We start from the raw sequence: 16,191 nt of genomic DNA, 5'->3' as shown, positions 1-16,191 counted from the left end.
TGAATTCGTTTAAGGGTGATACTCGTTTCAAATATATATCAATTTTTCAGGTTTGCGTTTTTCCTGTTTGAATATTCGGAAGGTAAGTTCTTCAGTGGTAATAAATTGCATGTAAGGTGTAACTCTGAGCTTTGATTTGAACAAAGAATGAAGCATTTCGCGGAATGCGGACGTATTCAATTGCAGTGATAACAATATGGTGATTTCGTCATTACCGAACTCGTTTTTGGATACGACGACCTGGTAAAGATCAATTTCCTTGACCATATCCAGCACATCAAAAAGTGCAGGCGGGAAAATAGTAGTGCCCTTAAACTTAATCATCTGCTGCTTGCGCCCCACAACCGGCCCAAGGCGATTACTGGAAAGTCCGCACTTGCAGGGCTCATAGTATACGTGGCAAAGGTCTCCAGTTTTGTAGCGTATCAGTGGCATGCCCTCCACGCCAAGTGTCGTGACCACCACTTCCCCGAGCTCGCCGTTACCCACCCTTTTACCCTCATCGTTTACCACTTCCAGTATAAGCAGGTCAGGATTCAGATGCCCGCCTGTGCCTTGACCGCACTCGGTGAATGCCGCTCCCATTTCTGTTGAAGCGTAAGTGGAAAATAGTTTTACACCCCATTGTGACGTGATCCGTTTTCCCAATTCATTGAGCGAAAAATCAGGATTCCGGATGGGTTCTCCAATACAAATGATCGATCTGACCGAGCAGGATCTATAATCGATTCCATTGGCTTCGGCATACTCGATAAGTCGGGGAATAAAGGAAGGAATGGCAATGAGCACCGTTGGAGAAAAACGCTGAATAGATTCCCATTGTAGAAACGGAGCTCCCGGCCCTACTCTGATCATACCTGCGCCCATTTTCCGGGCACCCATCCAATAGGCCAGCCCGGCCATGAACCGCCTGTCGATGGTGGTCATGAGCTGGTAAATATCCTGCTCGCTCCCCTCAGCGCATCGGAACGATTCCGCTTCATTGACAGCAAGTCTTTCTACATCTGCATCCGTCAGATAAAAAGCGACGGGGTCACTCATGGTACCGGAAGTGGTAACAAAATCGGCAATTTTAGTCTTCGGAACGCATAGAAAATCATCATTTCTTCCCGCGAGATCATCCTTGGTGGTAAATGGCAAAACAGACAAATCATCCGCCGTTTTGATCAAACCTACATCCACTCCCGTTTTGGCAAACACCTGCTGGTAAAAGGGGGATTTTTCTGAAACATATCTCAGCAGTTCCTGTAATTTAAGGTTCTGCGCTCTCAATGGATTATCAGTTTCCATACCGGTTTGGAATTTAGCTTCGGCCAATTTATTTTTTTCAAAATCAGGTTGTACTTTCTCTACTTACACACCTTCGCAGTTCTTTAATTTCTTCTCAATCGCCTTCCTTTCATTCAATGACGAAACTTCATGCTTTAAAGATTGCCGGTAGTACCCAGCGGCCTTCTGTTTGTTTTTTTTCTTGAAATAATAATCACCCAGCGAAAGATAAGTCATGTAGCTTTGCGGATTGTCTGCTATAAACTTCTGCTCGACCGATAGGGAAAGATCAAAAGGAATACCGAGCATTACATATTTGTTGATACGCTGCCTGACAGTTTTAAAGGCCTCAAATTTGCGATAATCCCCGGAATTCAGGAATGGGTCTGCGGGGATGGAAAGTGAGTCCACAGCGGTAAAGTTTCCGTCTCGACCAAAAACATCTTTGAGGTCATAGCAAATAAATGCACCAAGCTGGTAGGGCTGGGTTGAAATCCACAATCTGCGCTCAGTGGGCTTAAACAAAACTGCATGATGCGCAATAAGCTGGTTTAAGGAACGGGCATTTCCGTAGCCTATAAATTTGTCATTTAACCCATTCTTGTCTCTGAGAATGGCCGCAGCCTTCTTCAGGTCCATCGGATAGGACCTGCTCATCAATTGATCCATGCGGTCATAACGGGACTTAGAATCCGTGTCTCTGATATTGTAGATATTTACAGAATCATTGACAAAAGCATCGCCCTGATAATGATTGGCACAAATGAGTTGATTATTCACCGAGGCATACGTATCCATTTCACTCGGGGACTTTTCGATGATCGCCGCATCATCGTCAGCCGCTGAACCAATCAGCAAAGACTCTGAAACGAACGTTTCACTTCGGGAGGCTATCACCTGCGCTTCCTTTATGGTTCCAGCATATTGGAGAATCTCCCGTGCCAGAATGGATATAGGTTCTCTCGCAGCAAAAGGAATATCCGATTTTGAAGCATTTAATGTAACTGTGATCCCTTTTTCATTCATTCCGGAAACCACACCCGTAAGCCCCGCCCAGGCATAGGATGCAAACTTGTAACCCTTTGCCGGATTCATAAACACGATCAGCTTATCTTCGGCAAAGGCATCACCCATATAAAAATCAAAATTGCGGGCAATAAGCAAAGACGAATCCTTCGAAAGCGAACCATTAACGGCAAATGAAGTACAGCCTACCATATTCAGGTCGGTAAGGGCATGCCCGATATCATGCGCCGCATGGTAGTTCAAAATTCGATAATACTTCGGCCCGATGTAGTTGAACTGATCCGGGAAAGACTGCGAAACCCCAAAAATTTCCTGAAGATTTTCGTCGGGAATGTACTTGTAAATATCCCGGTTAAACCAGCCAACGAAGCCTTTGAGAACCTGCAAAAAAAATTCCCCGGGTATCATTTCTTTGATCTGCCCTACAAAATGAACCTCTTGCTTCTCCATGAGCTCCCTGGCCAGAACTCCATAAATCAGGCCACGTTCGTATGCTTCACCTTCCAGATACATTTCCCAAATCCCATACTTGTTCTTTCTAAGCCAACAATTGCCCACCCGAAAATGGTCTTTACTTACTACCTCACGTTTGAAGCTCTCAGGTGTTTTGTTACTTGATACTTTTGGATCCGGAACCCGGATGCGCCATATAAAAAACACAAACAATATGGCAAGCACAAGGAGAAAAACACCGACCGTTTTTACTGTCAATCTTGCAATTCTATTTTTGGGGAGCATCAATCAAGGCAATTTTAGCGCTTTCTTTGTACCAGGATATGCATTATCCTGCCATCAGTTAAAACGCAAAAATAGAATAAAATGGGCATAGTCTCCATTCAAAAGTTTGATAACGACTCCTTGCTGGGGCTGTGGCATATTACAGAATCACTCGAAGAGCTGCTGCTGAACATAGAACTTACTCCCATTGATCAGGTAAACTTAGAGAAAAGAATTAGCCTAAGAAGAAAGAAAGAATGGCTGGCGTGCAAAAATCTGATGCGGTCAATAAACAGCCACGTCGTGCAGGTTCGGTATGATTTGAATGGAAAGCCCTTTGATGATGAGGGTAAGTATCAGATATCCATGTCGCATTCGGGCCAATACGCTTGTGTATATTTGAGCCCAGCCGGGCCGGTTGGTGCTGACGTACAAAAACTAAAACCTACCGTCACGTCCAGTGCGGATTATTTCCTGAATGACGAAGAACTACACTGGGCAGATATCCATAATAACGCACTGATGCATTTACTTTGGTCTGCAAAAGAAGCCGCATTTAAGTTTGCCGGGCAAAATGAGCTGAATGTGAAAAAAGATATAGTCATAAAATCCTTTAACAGCAACCAAAACGAACCAATTGAAGTTACTATTTATAGCCGAAAAATAACCGAAAAAATTCGGATCGACTATTACTTTTTTGATGAATACGTATTAACCTGGACAGTTAAGCCAATCACTCAATTTTCATAGTCCTCATCACCCATGCGCATGAAACAATCCATTACGCTTACATTATTGCTTCTATCCTTATCCATAAAGGCCCAGATTCCGGCCTTATCTTCTTCTGACATTTTTCAGGGTATCAAAAAACTGAATGTGGTTGGTTCTGTCCTGCACATCGCCGCTCACCCCGATGATGAAAACACACTGATGTTATCCTATCTTTCGAAGGATCAAATGGTAATAACAGGCTATCTATCCCTAACACGAGGTGATGGAGGCCAAAACCTGATAGGTCCGGAACAAGGCTACAATATTGGGGTCATTCGCACGCAGGAGTTGCTTGGTGCCCGAAAAATAGATGGCGCACAGCAGTTTTTCTCCCGTGCCTACGATTTTGGCTTTTCCAAAACGCTGGATGAAACGCTCAACTTTTGGAACCGCGACAAAGTACTTGGTGACGTGGTATGGATGATCAGAAAATTCCAGCCAGATGTAATCATAACCCGTTTCCCCCCGGATCCGCGGGCCGGACATGGTCATCACCAAGCCTCGGCCTTTCTGGCAGAAAAAGCATTCCAATTATCTGCAGATGCCAACGCGTATCCGGATCATCTGAAATTTGTGAAAACATGGCAAGCCAAGCGCCTTGTCTGGAACACCTTCACACCTGGATTTACCAATAAAGCACCCGCCGGAGAAAAGAATTCATTCATTTCAATTGAAATTGGCGGCTATAACGCGGTACTTGGAAAATCCTACACCGAGATTGCAGCCGAAAGCCGGAGCCAGCACCGAAGCCAGGGATTTGGAAGTGCTCCCAATCGCGGTACAAGGATTGACTATTTTTTGCACAAGGAAGGAGAAGCGGCTCAAAAGGATTTGTTCGAAGGTATTGATCTCAGTTGGAAACGTGTCAAAGGAAGTGATCAGGTTCAGTCCCTTGTCACAAGCCTCATTCAAAGCTACTCCGTCAATGATCCATCGGCTTCCGTACCCGGTTTGTTAAAAATCAACCAGGCGCTTAACCGGCTTGACAGCACGAATTTGTACGTAAAAACAAAAAAAGAAGAAGTCAAAAACCTGATTGTTCAGTGCCTGGGTTTATGGTTTGAAAGTAATCCAATGGAGTTCTCCTCGGTTGCCGGAGACGTTGCGGCACTCAATATTTCCGTGGTGAAGCGTTCAGGGTATCCGGTCAGGTTGCTTTCCTTGCGCTGGACTGGAAAATCCTCCGACAGCACGCTAAATCTGGCACTTGATAACAACCAGGCTAATGTATTTTCGATAAAAACCCGTTTGCCGGAATCCCTCAAAATCAGCCAGCCTTACTGGCTGGAAAAACCATTGGATAAAGGGAGTTTTCAGATTGATAATCAACAGGATATCGGATATCCGGAAAACCGACCCGAAACCATAACCCGTTATGTATTTGAAATAGACGGGCAAATATTCACCTTTTCACGTCCCTGGATTTACAAATATACCAACCCGGCCGAAGGCGAAATATATCGCCCATTCGAAATCAGACCCGCAGTTACAACAAATATTACGGAACCCGTTTTTCTCTTTCCGACAGCCAGCCCAAAAATAATCAATGTTAAGGTGGAAGCACAGAAAGATAAGGTAACCGGAAAAGTATCGCTGGTTTTACCATCCGGTTGGAAATCTGTACCTCAATCAGCCGATTTTGATATTGCCGAAAAATATAAGGGACAGACATTTCAGTTTTCTGTAACTCCGCCGGTCAGCAATCAGGAAATTACCATTACAGCAATTGCCTCCATGAATGGCCAAACCTTTGATAGATCAATCCGGACCATTGATTACAGACATATACCCCCCCAAACAATATTCCCGGTGTCGGAAGCCAGGCTGGCCAGGGTAAATATCAAAACCACTGCAACCAGAATCGGATACATCGCCGGGGCGGGTGATGACGTGCCGTTGGCGCTTCAGCAGATTGGCTGCCAGGTAACCATGCTGGATGTAGCCGAATTATCAAAAGATCTTAGTGTTTATGACGCCATTGTGGTGGGCGTAAGAGCCTACAATACCGAAGCCCGGCTATTGCACGATCAGGCCAAGCTGATGGATTATGTTAAAAACGGAGGCACGATGGTGGTACAATACACCATACCTAATAACCTTAAAGTCAAGCAAATTGGCCCTTACTTCCTGCAAACCGGGCGCGACAGAATTTCCGAGGAAGATGCCGAAATGAAATTTCTTGTTCCAGACAGCCCGTTGTTGAATTACCCAAACAAAATTACCAGTAAAGATTTCGATGGATGGATACAGGAGCGCGGACTTTATTTTGCACAGGATTGGGATAAAACCAAATATAAGGCACTATTGTCGGGAAATGATACAGGGGAAATGAGCAAAGAAGGTGCCTTGCTGTATGCACAATATGGGAAAGGGCACTATATCTATACGGGTCTTTCTTTCTTTAGAGAACTGCCGGCAGGGGTAACGGGCGCTTATCGTTTGTTTGCAAATCTGATTTCCGTAGGGAAAAAACAATAAACCACCTCGGCTATCCGCTTTCACTATGAGCCTAAAAGCCGATCATGAAGGCCGATAGCCGAAGATTTTACTTTACATTTTTCCTTCTGTTTCTTTGAAAATCTTCCAGTACAAATCCTCCCAAGCCCTGTAGGTTGCTGTAATATGCACGGCCATTGTTTACCTGGGTAAAATTTTGAACGAATTGCTTGAGATACGGATCCGTGGCAATCATGAAAGTCGTGACAGGAATGTCCAGCCTGCGACACTGCGCCGCCAGGGTCAAGGTTTTACTGATAATCTTCCGATCAAGTCCAAAGCTGTTTTTGTAATATTTGATACCTTCCTTCAGGCAGGTTGGCTTACCATCTGTGATCATGAAAATCTGTTTGTTACGGGTCTTTTTCCTACGTAAAATATCCATAGCGAGTTCGAGTCCCGCAACCGTATTGGTATGATAAGGCCCCACTTCCAGGTAGGGAAGATCCTTAATCTGGATTTGCCAGGCATCGTTTCCAAATACAATGATATCCAATGAGTCTTTGGGATATTTTGTTCTGATCAATTCTGCAAGTGCAAGTGCCACCTTTTTGGCTGGCGTGATGCGGTCCTCTCCATACAGAATCATGGAGTGGCTGATATCAATCATGACAACCGTTGCGGTGGTCGTTTTTTGTTCCCGTTCCACCACTTCCAGGTCGTTCTCCATAAGCATAAAGTCACCGATTCCGTGATTTACCTGCGCATTTTTGATCGATTCGGTCATCGATATCTGATCCAGTGTATCGCCAAACTGGAACTGGCGAATATCACTGCTTAACTCATCACCACTTCCCATGTGCGGTGTGTGGTGATTACCACCGGATTTTGATCTCTTTAATTTGCCAAAGATTTCGTCCAACGCACTTTTTCGGATACTCTTCTCCGATTTTGGGGTCATAATTAGTTTCCCCTCGTCACCTTTCTCCTCCGTAATATATCCTTTCTTTTTAAGGTCATCAAAAAAGTCCCCTACTCCGTAAGAGTCGTTGGTGAGCTTGTATTGTCTGTCCAGTTCACTCAGCCAGGCCATAGCTTCGCTCACATCTCCCGAGGTCATCAGCAGCAATTGCTGAAAAATATTAAACAGTTGGTCAAATTTCGAATTGGCACCCTGTTCTGCTGGTACGAATTTACTAAATCGGTGTCCGCGCATTTGAAAAAAGTAAAATGGGAAATGTAAAAGGAACCACAAGGCGAAATGCATATTCTCCAATAATATTGAAGCCTGGTACGCATTAGGCTCTCAACACAAACGGCTACTCCCAAATTTAATTGAAAGCAGCCGTTTAATTATGTTTTAGGAATATGAATTACGCTTCGGTAGCGCAAAACTCTTCGAAAGCCATTTGCAAATGTTGTGCAATCATTTCAGCAGAACGCCCTTCAATGTGATGGCGCTCAACAAAATGGATCAGCTCTCCATCCTTAAATAAGGCAACAGCCGGTGAAGAAGGCGGATAGGGTAAAGTGTACTCACGCATTTTAGAAACAGCATCGAGGTCAAAACCTGCAAATACCGTTGCCAAATGATCTGGCTTGATTTCACTGCGGGTCAAAGCTGCTCTTACACCCGGACGTGCCGCACCTGCTGCACATCCGCATACCGAATTGATTACCACCAGGGCTGTACCCTTCGTGTTTTGCATAAAGTTATCAACCTCTTCTGCGGATGTCAAATCCTGAAAACCTGCATTGACCAACTCGGCTTTCATCGGTGCCACTAATTGTGGTGGATACATATTTTTGTTTGTTTATAGTTATATTTTAGCTCATAGCTATTGGCTTTAAGCCTTTAGCTCATGGTAGTAGAATTCTGTAAAGAACAATTGAACTTTGAACCAAGTTTCAATAACCCCGAAATTTTATCAAGGAGTAAAGCCCAACGGCCCTTATCTACATAAATCCAAGTTCGAGTTTTGCTTCTTCTGACATCATTTCCGTCGTATATGGTGGATCAAAGGTAAGCTCCAGACTCACATCATTCACCCCTTCAACCTCCCGGATCTTTTGCTCCACCTCACCCGGTAAAGTACCAGCCGACGGACACGACGGCGACGTCAGCGTCATGGAAACATAAACGTTATTGATCGGAAAAATTTTCAAATCATAAATTAAACCAAGCTCATACACGTCAACGGGTATTTCCGGATCGTAAACTTGTTTAATGGCCTTTACAACTTCTTCACGCAACTCTGACTCTGACATGATATTTATATTTATTTCTCTATTAGATTCGAGTACACAGTGCCATAATATTTCATTTTCTGAATCATGGAGGCCAATCCTCCCGACCTTAATGACGTGATCAAACCACCCATGCCTACCCTTTGTATAAGGTACAAGTCTGCATTAACAATTTCGTCCGGGGTCCTTCCTGACAGGACTTTTATAAGCAAACTTACTAATCCCTTTGATATCTGCGCGGTAGGTTCTGCATCGGCAAAAAAATAAAGCTTATTCTCTTTAAATTCTGCACCGAGCCAAACTTTCGACTGACAGCCTCTGATCAAATGATCATCGGTCAAATACTTTTCAGGTATAGGTGGCAATTTCCTTCCCAAATCAATTATATATTGCGTTTTGTCCAACTGTTCGTCAAACAAATCAAAATCTTCTATAAGCTCGTCTTGTGCTTCGTTAACTGTCATGAATTAGTGTTCTGTAAATGGCCGTGAGGTATGTCTGATCGCAAGCACTTCAATGTCGCCATGCACACCGATATTGTACAAAATTCGATACCTCCCTGCGAAAACCTCTCTTATATTTTTGATGTTAATTTCCGGAACTTTTCTTCCTATCTTGGGAAAGCGAAGCAACAACTCCGTTTTCTCGAATACTTCGTTAATCCATCTCTTAGAATACGACTGGGACTCTGAATTTAACTTCAGAAAAATCGAATACAAATCCTGTCTGGCTTCGTCTGACCAAATTATCCTAGCCACTTCGAGTACTGATCCTTAATCTCTTCATGACTTGAAACTTGTCCATCCAGGATTTGTTGCCGTGCCCTTGCCACTTTCGAGATCAATATAACCTGTTCAATTACCTCTTCAATGTCGACCTGATCAGGCATTAAAGATATAGCGTCGATAAGCACAGTCTTTGAGATGGTTTCCATAATTGGCTACTTAATACAAACAACTAATACAACCTGGCATTCAAAATGTTCATTTGCGTCTTTTGCTTTTCGACAACTTTTTCAGGCAACCGCAGTCCGATTCTCTACCCACTTAATGATATAATCTGCATCCTCAAGACCAGCTTTCGCAACCTTCGTATTGGGGTTTCCATCATAACTCATGGATAAAAGCAGGGTGTTGTAAACCGAAACATATGTATTTAAAAGTTTCTTGTCTAGTCCAGACAGCTGTGCCTTATACCAATCCACGTCTTTTCTTCCTTTTGATTTATTCCCTAGATACGAATCCAGAGCAACAACCACCCCCGCATACGCGGCATGTCCGGCTAGCTTTACATATTTTTTATCCTGATAATACCCATCCTCCTTTTTAGCTTTTTCAGTCAAAATTTCCCTGGCATTTTCCAGATATCGCTTTGCTTCCAAAATCTTAATTTCCATTTTAGTTTGATTTGATGAAATCAAATATAGGAAATTATCAACCAAGCATCTTCTTCACTTTATGCAGACCTTTGATCAAAAGATCAACTTCCTCAATCGTATTGTAAACAGCAAACGAGGCCCTTGTGGTTCCGGTTATGTTGAATCGGTTCATGAGTGGCTGGGTGCAATGATGGCCTGTACGCACCGCAATACCATGCTGATCCAGGATCACTCCGATATCCTGATGATGGATGCCGTTCATGACAAATGACACCACACTCACTTTTTCCTTAGCTTCACCGATTATCCGCAAACCATCTATTTCTTTCAAAGCAGCGGTGGCATATTCCAGCAAATCATTTTCGTGAGACGCAATGTTTTCCTTACCAAGAAGGTCGACGTAATCCAGCGCATATTTGGCAGCCACCACATCAGCAATATTTGGTGTACCAGCCTCAAATTTGTAAGGCAACTCATTGTAAGTCGTTTTCGCAAATGTCACCTCCTTGATCATTTCACCACCGCCCCGATACGGTGGCATGGCATCCAGAAGTGCTCTTTTCCCGTACAAAATCCCCATCCCGGTGGGTCCATATATTTTATGCAGAGATAATGTATAGAAATCACAATCCAGATCCTGCACATCGAGATGCAGATGGGAACTTGCCTGAGCACCATCGAGCAAAACCTTCGCACCCACCGCGTGTGCTTTTGAAATAATCTCCTTCACCGGGTTGATGGTACCCAGCGCATTGGAGACATGCACCACAGAAACGAATTTGGTCCGCTCGGAAAGCAGTTTTTCAAATTCATCCATTAACAGCTCGCCCTGATCATTGATGGGAATCACCCTCAGCACACACCCTTTTTCCTCACAAAGCATTTGCCAGGGAACAATATTGGAGTGGTGTTCCATCGTGGAAATAATAATTTCGTCACCCTCCTTGATGAAACTGCGTCCGTAAGTCTGGGCTACCAGATTAATACCATCCGTGGTGCCATAAGTCAAAATTACCTCCTCGGCAGAAGGGGCATTGATGAACTTTTGCAGACGAAGACGCGATTCTTCAAAAGCCGCTGTGGCCTTTTCGGCGAGTTGATGAATTCCCCTGTGAATGTTGGCATTGTAGTGCTCATAATATCCGGTTAGTGCATCCAGCACCAACTGCGGCTTCTGCGTAGTAGCCGCATTATCGAGATAAACAAGTTGTTTCCCGTTGATCACTTCCTTGAGGATGGGGAAATCATTTCTTATCAAATTTATATCCAGCTTGTTATTCATCTTCACCACTATTTAGAAAAATGCCCAACCTGATTGAGATGTGAGGTTGGGCAACATTAAAATTACAACGTGACTCCTCGCCAACCGTTATTTCATTATTTCGTGGTCAGTTTTTCCGAAATCACGTTTTCAAGATACGCACGAATGGAATCAATTTTTATTTGAGACACTACATCTGCACAAAAAGCAAACATTAAAAGTGACATCGCTTCCGCTTTTGAAATACCTCTTGAACGCATGTAAAACAAGGCTTCATCATCAATTTGCCCGGTGGTGGTTCCGTGCGAGCACTTTACATCATCTGCATATATTTCCAGCTGGGGTTTGGTATTCATCGTAGCCTCGGTAGACAAAACGATGTTTTTACAGGACTGAAACGCATTTGTTTTCTGTGCGTCGGGCCTTACAAATATCTTGCCATTAAACACGCCCTTCGACTTGTCACGCAATATTCCTTTATACAGCTCATTACTTTCGGAGTTGGGTTTGCGGTGGTCCGCTACCGTGTGATTATCCACATGCTGGGTACCATCCGGAAAGTACAGCCCATACATATGCGCCTCACAACGCTCACCGTCTATGACAATATTCAGATTGTTTCTCGTGAATTTGCCATTCAGCGTTACCGTTCCGGCATAAAAGTGCGACCTGTCGAGCATCCTTACCTGTGTAGTCCCTACATGATAAGCATTATCACTTTCATTCTGCACCTTATAATATTCCACATTGGAGTCTTCGCTCATGTGAATTTCAGTTACCGTATTGGTAAAAGATCTGGCATCACCGATGGTTCGGAATGCTTCGGCAAACTTCACCTGAGCGTTTTTCCCGACAACAATTACATTCCTTGGCTGACTACCCACATTTACAACACGCGCATCGCTTATAAACCGAAGAATGACAGGCTCTTGCAGTACCTGATGATCAGGAACATGTATAAAAACACCATCATGGGCAAAGGCTGTGTTAAGCGCAGTGAAGGCATCGGCAGCATCCGAAACCAGTTCGTCAAAATAACTATTGACGAGATCAGGGTTGATTTTGTAAGCGTTATGCAACGAATCAACAATGATCTGATCCGACGAAGAGACAATCTTTGATAGTGAAGGATCATAATGCCCATTTACAAAATAAAGTATGTTGGCAACATGCTCCGGAATATTCAAATCTTCCAGGTCAGCAACAGAAACCTGGCTTTCAGCACCAAAATGGTACGTTTCACTGATCAGGTCACGTACATTGCTGTATTTCCACTCTTCGTTTTTTATCGTAGGAAAACCAAGCCTGTCAAACTCCGCCAATGCGGCACGCTTCTTCTGATGAAAAGCCGATTGCGCTTCTCCATTCAAGACTGATTCTCTGGTGTAAAAATCAGTTACAAGTTTTGTCTTTAAATCTATGGTTTCAGTACTCATTCTTAGTCATTATGGTATGCGAGAAATTTCCGGAGCCTTTTGAAAGTTCCATTCAACCGCCTGTACTTAGCTCACAGCCGCTACTTCGGCTTTGATCCAGTCGTATCCCTTTTCTTCCAACTCATAAGCTAGTTCCTTTGGACCTGATTTCACAATCCTGCCTTGATAAAGAACGTGTACAAAATCGGGAACAATATAATCCAACAACCGCTGATAGTGGGTAACCACAATAGCCGAACGCTCAGGAGAGCGAAGTGAATTAACCCCCTCAGCTACAATACGAAGGGCATCAATATCAAGACCTGAATCCGTTTCATCCAAAATAGCCAATTTGGGCTCCAAAACCGCCATTTGAAAAATCTCATTGCGTTTTTTCTCCCCACCCGAAAAACCTTCGTTTAATGCACGTTTCAGTAACGAATCGTTCATACTTACCAGTTTGGCCTTTTCACGCACCATTTTCAAAAACCGGGCGGCGTCCAAAGGCTCCTCTCCTTTGTATTTTCTGATCTCATTAACCGCCGTTTTCAAAAAATTGATTGTTGTCACGCCGGGAATTTCTACAGGATATTGAAAGGCAAGAAAGATACCCTCTGCTGCTCTTTGCTCAGCTGCGAGTTCCAGCAGATCTTTCCCCTCAAAAACAACGCTGCCTCCTGTAACCTCATACTCTTCCCGCCCGGCCAGCACCGAGGCCAAAGTACTCTTGCCGGAACCGTTTGGGCCCATAATTGCATGAACCTCGCCCGGTTTAACTTCCAGATTTATTCCTTTAAGTATTTCTTTGCCTTCAATTGAGGCCCGCAAATCGTTAATCGAGAGCATAACTAAATTTATCCTAAAATATGTAGTTCCTGGTATTTTAGCGCAAAAGTACGACACTTTGACCGCATATGAAAATAACAGAACGGAGTTTCCACCTGTCTTAAACTGTACAACCCTTTTGCAGATACTACCGTTCACATTTATAAAGATTTGTGTTGCGTGAGAGCCAAAATTCAAAATCTTGCCTTGACAGCTTACTTTTAATTATCGTCAATAGGCTTTACTTTGCACCTATCGGAAGATCACTGAGACAAGCAAAACTTAAAACAAAAATTCATGGAAGCACCCGGGTCACCACTGAGTGGAATAAAGGTTTCCTCGGAAACAGGGCTCCTCAAAAGGCTACTCATTCACAGTCCGGACAAAGGCTTAGGCAAGGTGGTACCTTCCAAGGCTCAGGACTGGCTTTTCGAGGATATTGTGCACCTGGACACGATGCGACGCGACGAGTACGACTATTATGTTAAGATCCTGCTCTACTTTCTGGATCCGGAAAAGGTAGCAGGAAAAATTAAGCAAATAGACAGCGATGCCTCGCGATCATTTTACATCCCGGGGCATAAAAACTATTTCGATTCCGACCGTGTGATCGACATACAGAATCTTCTTGGACAAATACTTACTGAAGAACAAGTCAGAATTAAACTAACCGCAGCGATTTGCGGTATCGAAAGATGCTCCTATCAAATACAACAGGAACTGGAGACCTACGAAGCCCACGAACTCGCAAAGATTTTCATTTCGGGCTCCTGCCCTGATAAACGTATGCTGTTTGCTCCGCTTCCCAATCTCATTTTCATGCGCGATATTGGTATCGTGATCAACGATCATATTTTATTAAACAAACCTGCCAAATCAGCCCGCACCCGCGAATCCATCCTGGCGCAGTTTGTCTTCTTCTACCACCCCCTGTTTGCGGGTATGAAAGAAAAGGTCATTGAAATTCCAGATAATGAACGACACTTTTTACTACCTGACGAGGAAAAGGCGAATGACCATAACCGATGTACCCTCGAAGGAGGTGACGTCATGATGGTGGCTCCCAGCCACCTGTTGATAGGCTGCAGCGAACGCACTTCTGTTTATGCCGCGCAACAGGTCATGAATATTTTGTTTGAGAAAAATGTGGTAGATAAAATTACCCTCATCAAAATACCAAAAAAGAGGGATTACATGCACATTGATACCATCTTCACACAAGTGCGTAAGAACACCTGGGTACTGCTTGCATCGCTGGCCAGAACCGGCGACAATGCCAAACTGAAAGATGCCTTACATTATTTTGCTGCGAAGGAGGCTAACCAGGAATTCAGGATACTCAAATTTACCAAAGGCCGTGAACAACAACCTACCGAAATAGAAAACCTGGAAGACCTGCTGGCCGATATTAGTAAAAACGATCTTGGCTGTGAGGAAGCGGTGCAGTTTATTTACTCAGGCAACAATGAATTCCCTTATGGCGAGCGCGAGCAATGGACCGATTCGTGTAATTTGCTGGCAATAAAAGACGGTGTGGTCATTGGTTACGACAGAAATGACAAAACCCTGGAGGCCTTCAAGTCTCATGGTTACGCCGTCATCAGCGCCAAAGAACTCATAGCTAAGTTTGAGTGCGGAGAGCTATCTCCTGTGAATATCTCCGACACCTTCATCACCTTACCCTCGGCAGAGCTGTCACGGGCCAGGGGCGGATCCCATTGCATGAGCATGCCTCTCCTGCGGGTTTGAGTTACTCCGAATTATACCCGCACGTTGGATCACCAATTGCTATTGGATTTTTAAAAATGTAAATTGCATTACTTCAACCTGCTTAACCAACTCCTATGAGAACGATCACCTCAACAGCCCAGATACAACCACAGTCGACGTCAAGGATCATGATGATCCAGCCCGACAAGTTCACGTTTAACCACGAAACCGCAGAAAGCAATAAATTTCAACAGCCGCATTCTGTGCAGGGGTTGTCTGAGGCGTCACACCTTCTGGCAACTGAAGAGTTTGATCTGATGACCTCGCAGCTTGAAAAGATCGGTGTCGAGCTACATGTATTTGAAGACAACGACGACGAATTTAAACCGGATGCCGTTTTTTCCAACAATTGGGTATCTTTTCACCAAAGCGGGAGAGTGGTGTTGTATCCGATGATGGCGAAAAACCGGCGGAGCGAGCGGCGCATGGATATCATTCAGGCTTTACGGAAGGATTTTAACGTTGAAGAAATTATTGATCTCAGCCATTTTGAGAAAGAAGGAAAGTTTCTTGAAGGAACTGGAAGCATGGTTCTGGACAGGCGCTACAAGATCGCCTACGCTTGCTTATCACCAAGAACGCATCTGGACGTACTTTACGCCTTTGGAAATGCACTCGACTACGAGATTGTAGCATTTTCCGCCTCTGACGAAAACGACCAACCCATCTACCATACCAATGTACTGATGTGCGTCGGGGATATTTTCGCGGTGATTTGCCTGGAAGCCATCAAAAACCCTGATGAGCGACAACGTGTGCGGGCTACTTTGGAAGAAACCAATAAGTACATCATCGAGATCACGATGGATCAGGTGCGACATTTTGCCGGGAATATGCTATTAATCCGAAACAAAAAGCAGGATAAGATTCTAGTGATGTCTACCCGGGCTTACGAGTCGCTCACGGATCAGCAACGCAAGGCCCTGAGCGATTATGCACGGATTTTCCATACAGATCTGTCCGTAATTGAAAGCAACGGAGGCGGTTCTGCACGATGCATGATGACGGAGATTCATTTGCCTTTGCTTTGAAAAATATTCAGAAAACCAAAAAGCGACCCATACGGGCCGCTTTTG

At 44.1% G+C, this 16,191-nt stretch carries 16 protein-coding genes; 4 read left to right on the top strand and 12 right to left on the bottom strand.

Annotated features, from left to right (window positions below; genetic code table 11):
- Positions 1-27 precede the first annotated feature (27 nt).
- Positions 28-1,290, bottom strand: coding sequence for an AMP-binding protein (locus DYADSP32_RS28930; protein WP_149239501.1), 1,263 nt, complete (start codon positions 1,288-1,290; stop codon positions 28-30).
- Between the two features lie 63 nt (positions 1,291-1,353).
- On the bottom strand, positions 1,354-3,033 hold the full coding sequence (locus DYADSP32_RS28925) for a C45 family autoproteolytic acyltransferase/hydolase (RefSeq protein ID WP_149239502.1): 1,680 nt from the start codon (positions 3,031-3,033) through the stop codon (positions 1,354-1,356).
- A gap of 81 nt (positions 3,034-3,114) precedes the next feature.
- On the opposite strand from DYADSP32_RS28925, the gene DYADSP32_RS28920 reads away from it, so the two are divergent.
- Positions 3,115-3,762 carry a 4'-phosphopantetheinyl transferase superfamily protein gene (locus DYADSP32_RS28920; protein WP_149239503.1) on the top strand — a complete coding sequence of 216 codons (648 nt, stop codon included), beginning with the start codon at positions 3,115-3,117 and terminating at the stop codon, positions 3,760-3,762.
- 18 nt (positions 3,763-3,780) lie between these two features.
- Positions 3,781-6,261, top strand: a complete 2,481-nt coding sequence (locus tag DYADSP32_RS28915) for a PIG-L family deacetylase (protein WP_149239504.1) — start codon at positions 3,781-3,783, stop codon at positions 6,259-6,261.
- Between the two features lie 67 nt (positions 6,262-6,328).
- Here DYADSP32_RS28915 and DYADSP32_RS28910 read toward each other — a convergent pair whose 3' ends face one another.
- The 10 genes from DYADSP32_RS28910 to sufC all read right to left on the bottom strand — a co-directional run bounded on the left by DYADSP32_RS28910 (position 6,329) and on the right by sufC (position 13,366).
- Positions 6,329-7,435 (bottom strand): hypothetical protein, encoded by a 1,107-nt coding sequence (locus tag DYADSP32_RS28910; protein WP_149239505.1) that lies wholly within the window; start codon positions 7,433-7,435, stop codon positions 6,329-6,331.
- Between the two features lie 157 nt (positions 7,436-7,592).
- Positions 7,593-8,021, bottom strand: a complete 429-nt coding sequence (locus tag DYADSP32_RS28905) for a BrxA/BrxB family bacilliredoxin (RefSeq protein WP_149239506.1) — start codon at positions 8,019-8,021, stop codon at positions 7,593-7,595.
- A 154-nt stretch (positions 8,022-8,175) separates the two neighbouring features.
- The gene (locus tag DYADSP32_RS28900) at positions 8,176-8,487 is read right to left on the bottom strand and encodes an SUF system Fe-S cluster assembly protein (RefSeq protein WP_149239507.1); all 312 of its coding nucleotides are present in this window, start codon (positions 8,485-8,487) and stop codon (positions 8,176-8,178) included.
- A gap of 11 nt (positions 8,488-8,498) precedes the next feature.
- Positions 8,499-8,930, bottom strand: coding sequence for a SufE family protein (locus tag DYADSP32_RS28895; RefSeq protein WP_149239508.1), 432 nt, complete (start codon positions 8,928-8,930; stop codon positions 8,499-8,501).
- Positions 8,931-8,933: 3 nt separating this feature from the next.
- On the bottom strand, positions 8,934-9,224 hold the full coding sequence (locus DYADSP32_RS28890; protein ID WP_149239509.1) for a type II toxin-antitoxin system RelE/ParE family toxin: 291 nt from the start codon (positions 9,222-9,224) through the stop codon (positions 8,934-8,936).
- Positions 9,212-9,400 (bottom strand): hypothetical protein, encoded by a 189-nt coding sequence (locus tag DYADSP32_RS28885; RefSeq protein ID WP_149239510.1) that lies wholly within the window; start codon positions 9,398-9,400, stop codon positions 9,212-9,214. The genes DYADSP32_RS28890 and DYADSP32_RS28885 overlap by 13 nt, the downstream gene beginning before the upstream one ends.
- 81 nt (positions 9,401-9,481) lie before the next feature.
- Positions 9,482-9,862 (bottom strand): DUF5618 family protein, encoded by a 381-nt coding sequence (locus tag DYADSP32_RS28880; RefSeq protein WP_149239511.1) that lies wholly within the window; start codon positions 9,860-9,862, stop codon positions 9,482-9,484.
- A gap of 37 nt (positions 9,863-9,899) precedes the next feature.
- Entirely contained in the window at positions 9,900-11,126 is a 1,227-nt protein-coding gene (locus DYADSP32_RS28875) for a cysteine desulfurase (protein WP_149239512.1), read from the bottom strand.
- Positions 11,127-11,221: 95 nt separating this feature from the next.
- Positions 11,222-12,541 (bottom strand): Fe-S cluster assembly protein SufD, encoded by a 1,320-nt coding sequence (gene sufD / locus DYADSP32_RS28870; RefSeq protein WP_149239513.1) that lies wholly within the window; start codon positions 12,539-12,541, stop codon positions 11,222-11,224.
- Positions 12,542-12,607: 66 nt separating this feature from the next.
- Positions 12,608-13,366 (bottom strand): Fe-S cluster assembly ATPase SufC, encoded by a 759-nt coding sequence (gene sufC, locus DYADSP32_RS28865; RefSeq protein WP_149239514.1) that lies wholly within the window; start codon positions 13,364-13,366, stop codon positions 12,608-12,610.
- Positions 13,367-13,642: 276 nt separating this feature from the next.
- On the opposite strand from sufC, the gene DYADSP32_RS28860 reads away from it, so the two are divergent.
- Together DYADSP32_RS28860 and ctlX are read left to right on the top strand one after the other, a co-directional pair.
- Complete coding sequence (locus DYADSP32_RS28860) at positions 13,643-15,094, top strand: arginine deiminase family protein (RefSeq protein WP_149239515.1); 1,452 nt, start codon at positions 13,643-13,645, stop codon at positions 15,092-15,094.
- Positions 15,095-15,189: 95 nt separating this feature from the next.
- The gene (gene ctlX, locus DYADSP32_RS28855) at positions 15,190-16,146 is read left to right on the top strand and encodes a citrulline utilization hydrolase CtlX (protein WP_149239516.1); all 957 of its coding nucleotides are present in this window, start codon (positions 15,190-15,192) and stop codon (positions 16,144-16,146) included.
- Positions 16,147-16,191: the final 45 nt, after the last annotated feature.

It is taken from the genome of Dyadobacter sp. 32 (assembly GCF_902506755.1).
In the GTDB taxonomy this organism is placed as follows: domain Bacteria; phylum Bacteroidota; class Bacteroidia; order Cytophagales; family Spirosomataceae; genus Dyadobacter.
This window is presented reverse-complemented; position numbering and strand designations above follow the sequence as displayed.

Bases quoted from the DNA above. Each gene is read 5' to 3' on its own strand.
- DYADSP32_RS28930 (WP_149239501.1), bottom strand. From the start codon at position 1,290: ATGGAAACTGATAATCCATTGAGAGCGCAGAACCTTAAATTACAGGAA.
- DYADSP32_RS28915 (WP_149239504.1), top strand. From the start codon at position 3,781: ATGAAACAATCCATTACGCTTACATTATTGCTTCTATCCTTATCCATA.
- DYADSP32_RS28895 (WP_149239508.1), bottom strand. From the start codon at position 8,930: ATGACAGTTAACGAAGCACAAGACGAGCTTATAGAAGATTTTGATTTG.
- DYADSP32_RS28905 (WP_149239506.1), bottom strand. From the start codon at position 8,021: ATGTATCCACCACAATTAGTGGCACCGATGAAAGCCGAGTTGGTCAAT.
- DYADSP32_RS28900 (WP_149239507.1), bottom strand. From the start codon at position 8,487: ATGTCAGAGTCAGAGTTGCGTGAAGAAGTTGTAAAGGCCATTAAACAA.
- DYADSP32_RS28920 (WP_149239503.1), top strand. From the start codon at position 3,115: ATGGGCATAGTCTCCATTCAAAAGTTTGATAACGACTCCTTGCTGGGG.
- DYADSP32_RS28875 (WP_149239512.1), bottom strand. From the start codon at position 11,126: ATGAATAACAAGCTGGATATAAATTTGATAAGAAATGATTTCCCCATC.
- DYADSP32_RS28880 (WP_149239511.1), bottom strand. From the start codon at position 9,862: ATGGAAATTAAGATTTTGGAAGCAAAGCGATATCTGGAAAATGCCAGG.
- DYADSP32_RS28860 (WP_149239515.1), top strand. From the start codon at position 13,643: ATGGAAGCACCCGGGTCACCACTGAGTGGAATAAAGGTTTCCTCGGAA.
- sufD (WP_149239513.1), bottom strand. From the start codon at position 12,541: ATGAGTACTGAAACCATAGATTTAAAGACAAAACTTGTAACTGATTTT.
- sufC (WP_149239514.1), bottom strand. From the start codon at position 13,366: ATGCTCTCGATTAACGATTTGCGGGCCTCAATTGAAGGCAAAGAAATA.
- ctlX (WP_149239516.1), top strand. From the start codon at position 15,190: ATGAGAACGATCACCTCAACAGCCCAGATACAACCACAGTCGACGTCA.
- DYADSP32_RS28925 (WP_149239502.1), bottom strand. From the start codon at position 3,033: ATGCTCCCCAAAAATAGAATTGCAAGATTGACAGTAAAAACGGTCGGT.
- DYADSP32_RS28885 (WP_149239510.1), bottom strand. From the start codon at position 9,400: ATGGAAACCATCTCAAAGACTGTGCTTATCGACGCTATATCTTTAATG.
- DYADSP32_RS28910 (WP_149239505.1), bottom strand. From the start codon at position 7,435: ATGCGCGGACACCGATTTAGTAAATTCGTACCAGCAGAACAGGGTGCC.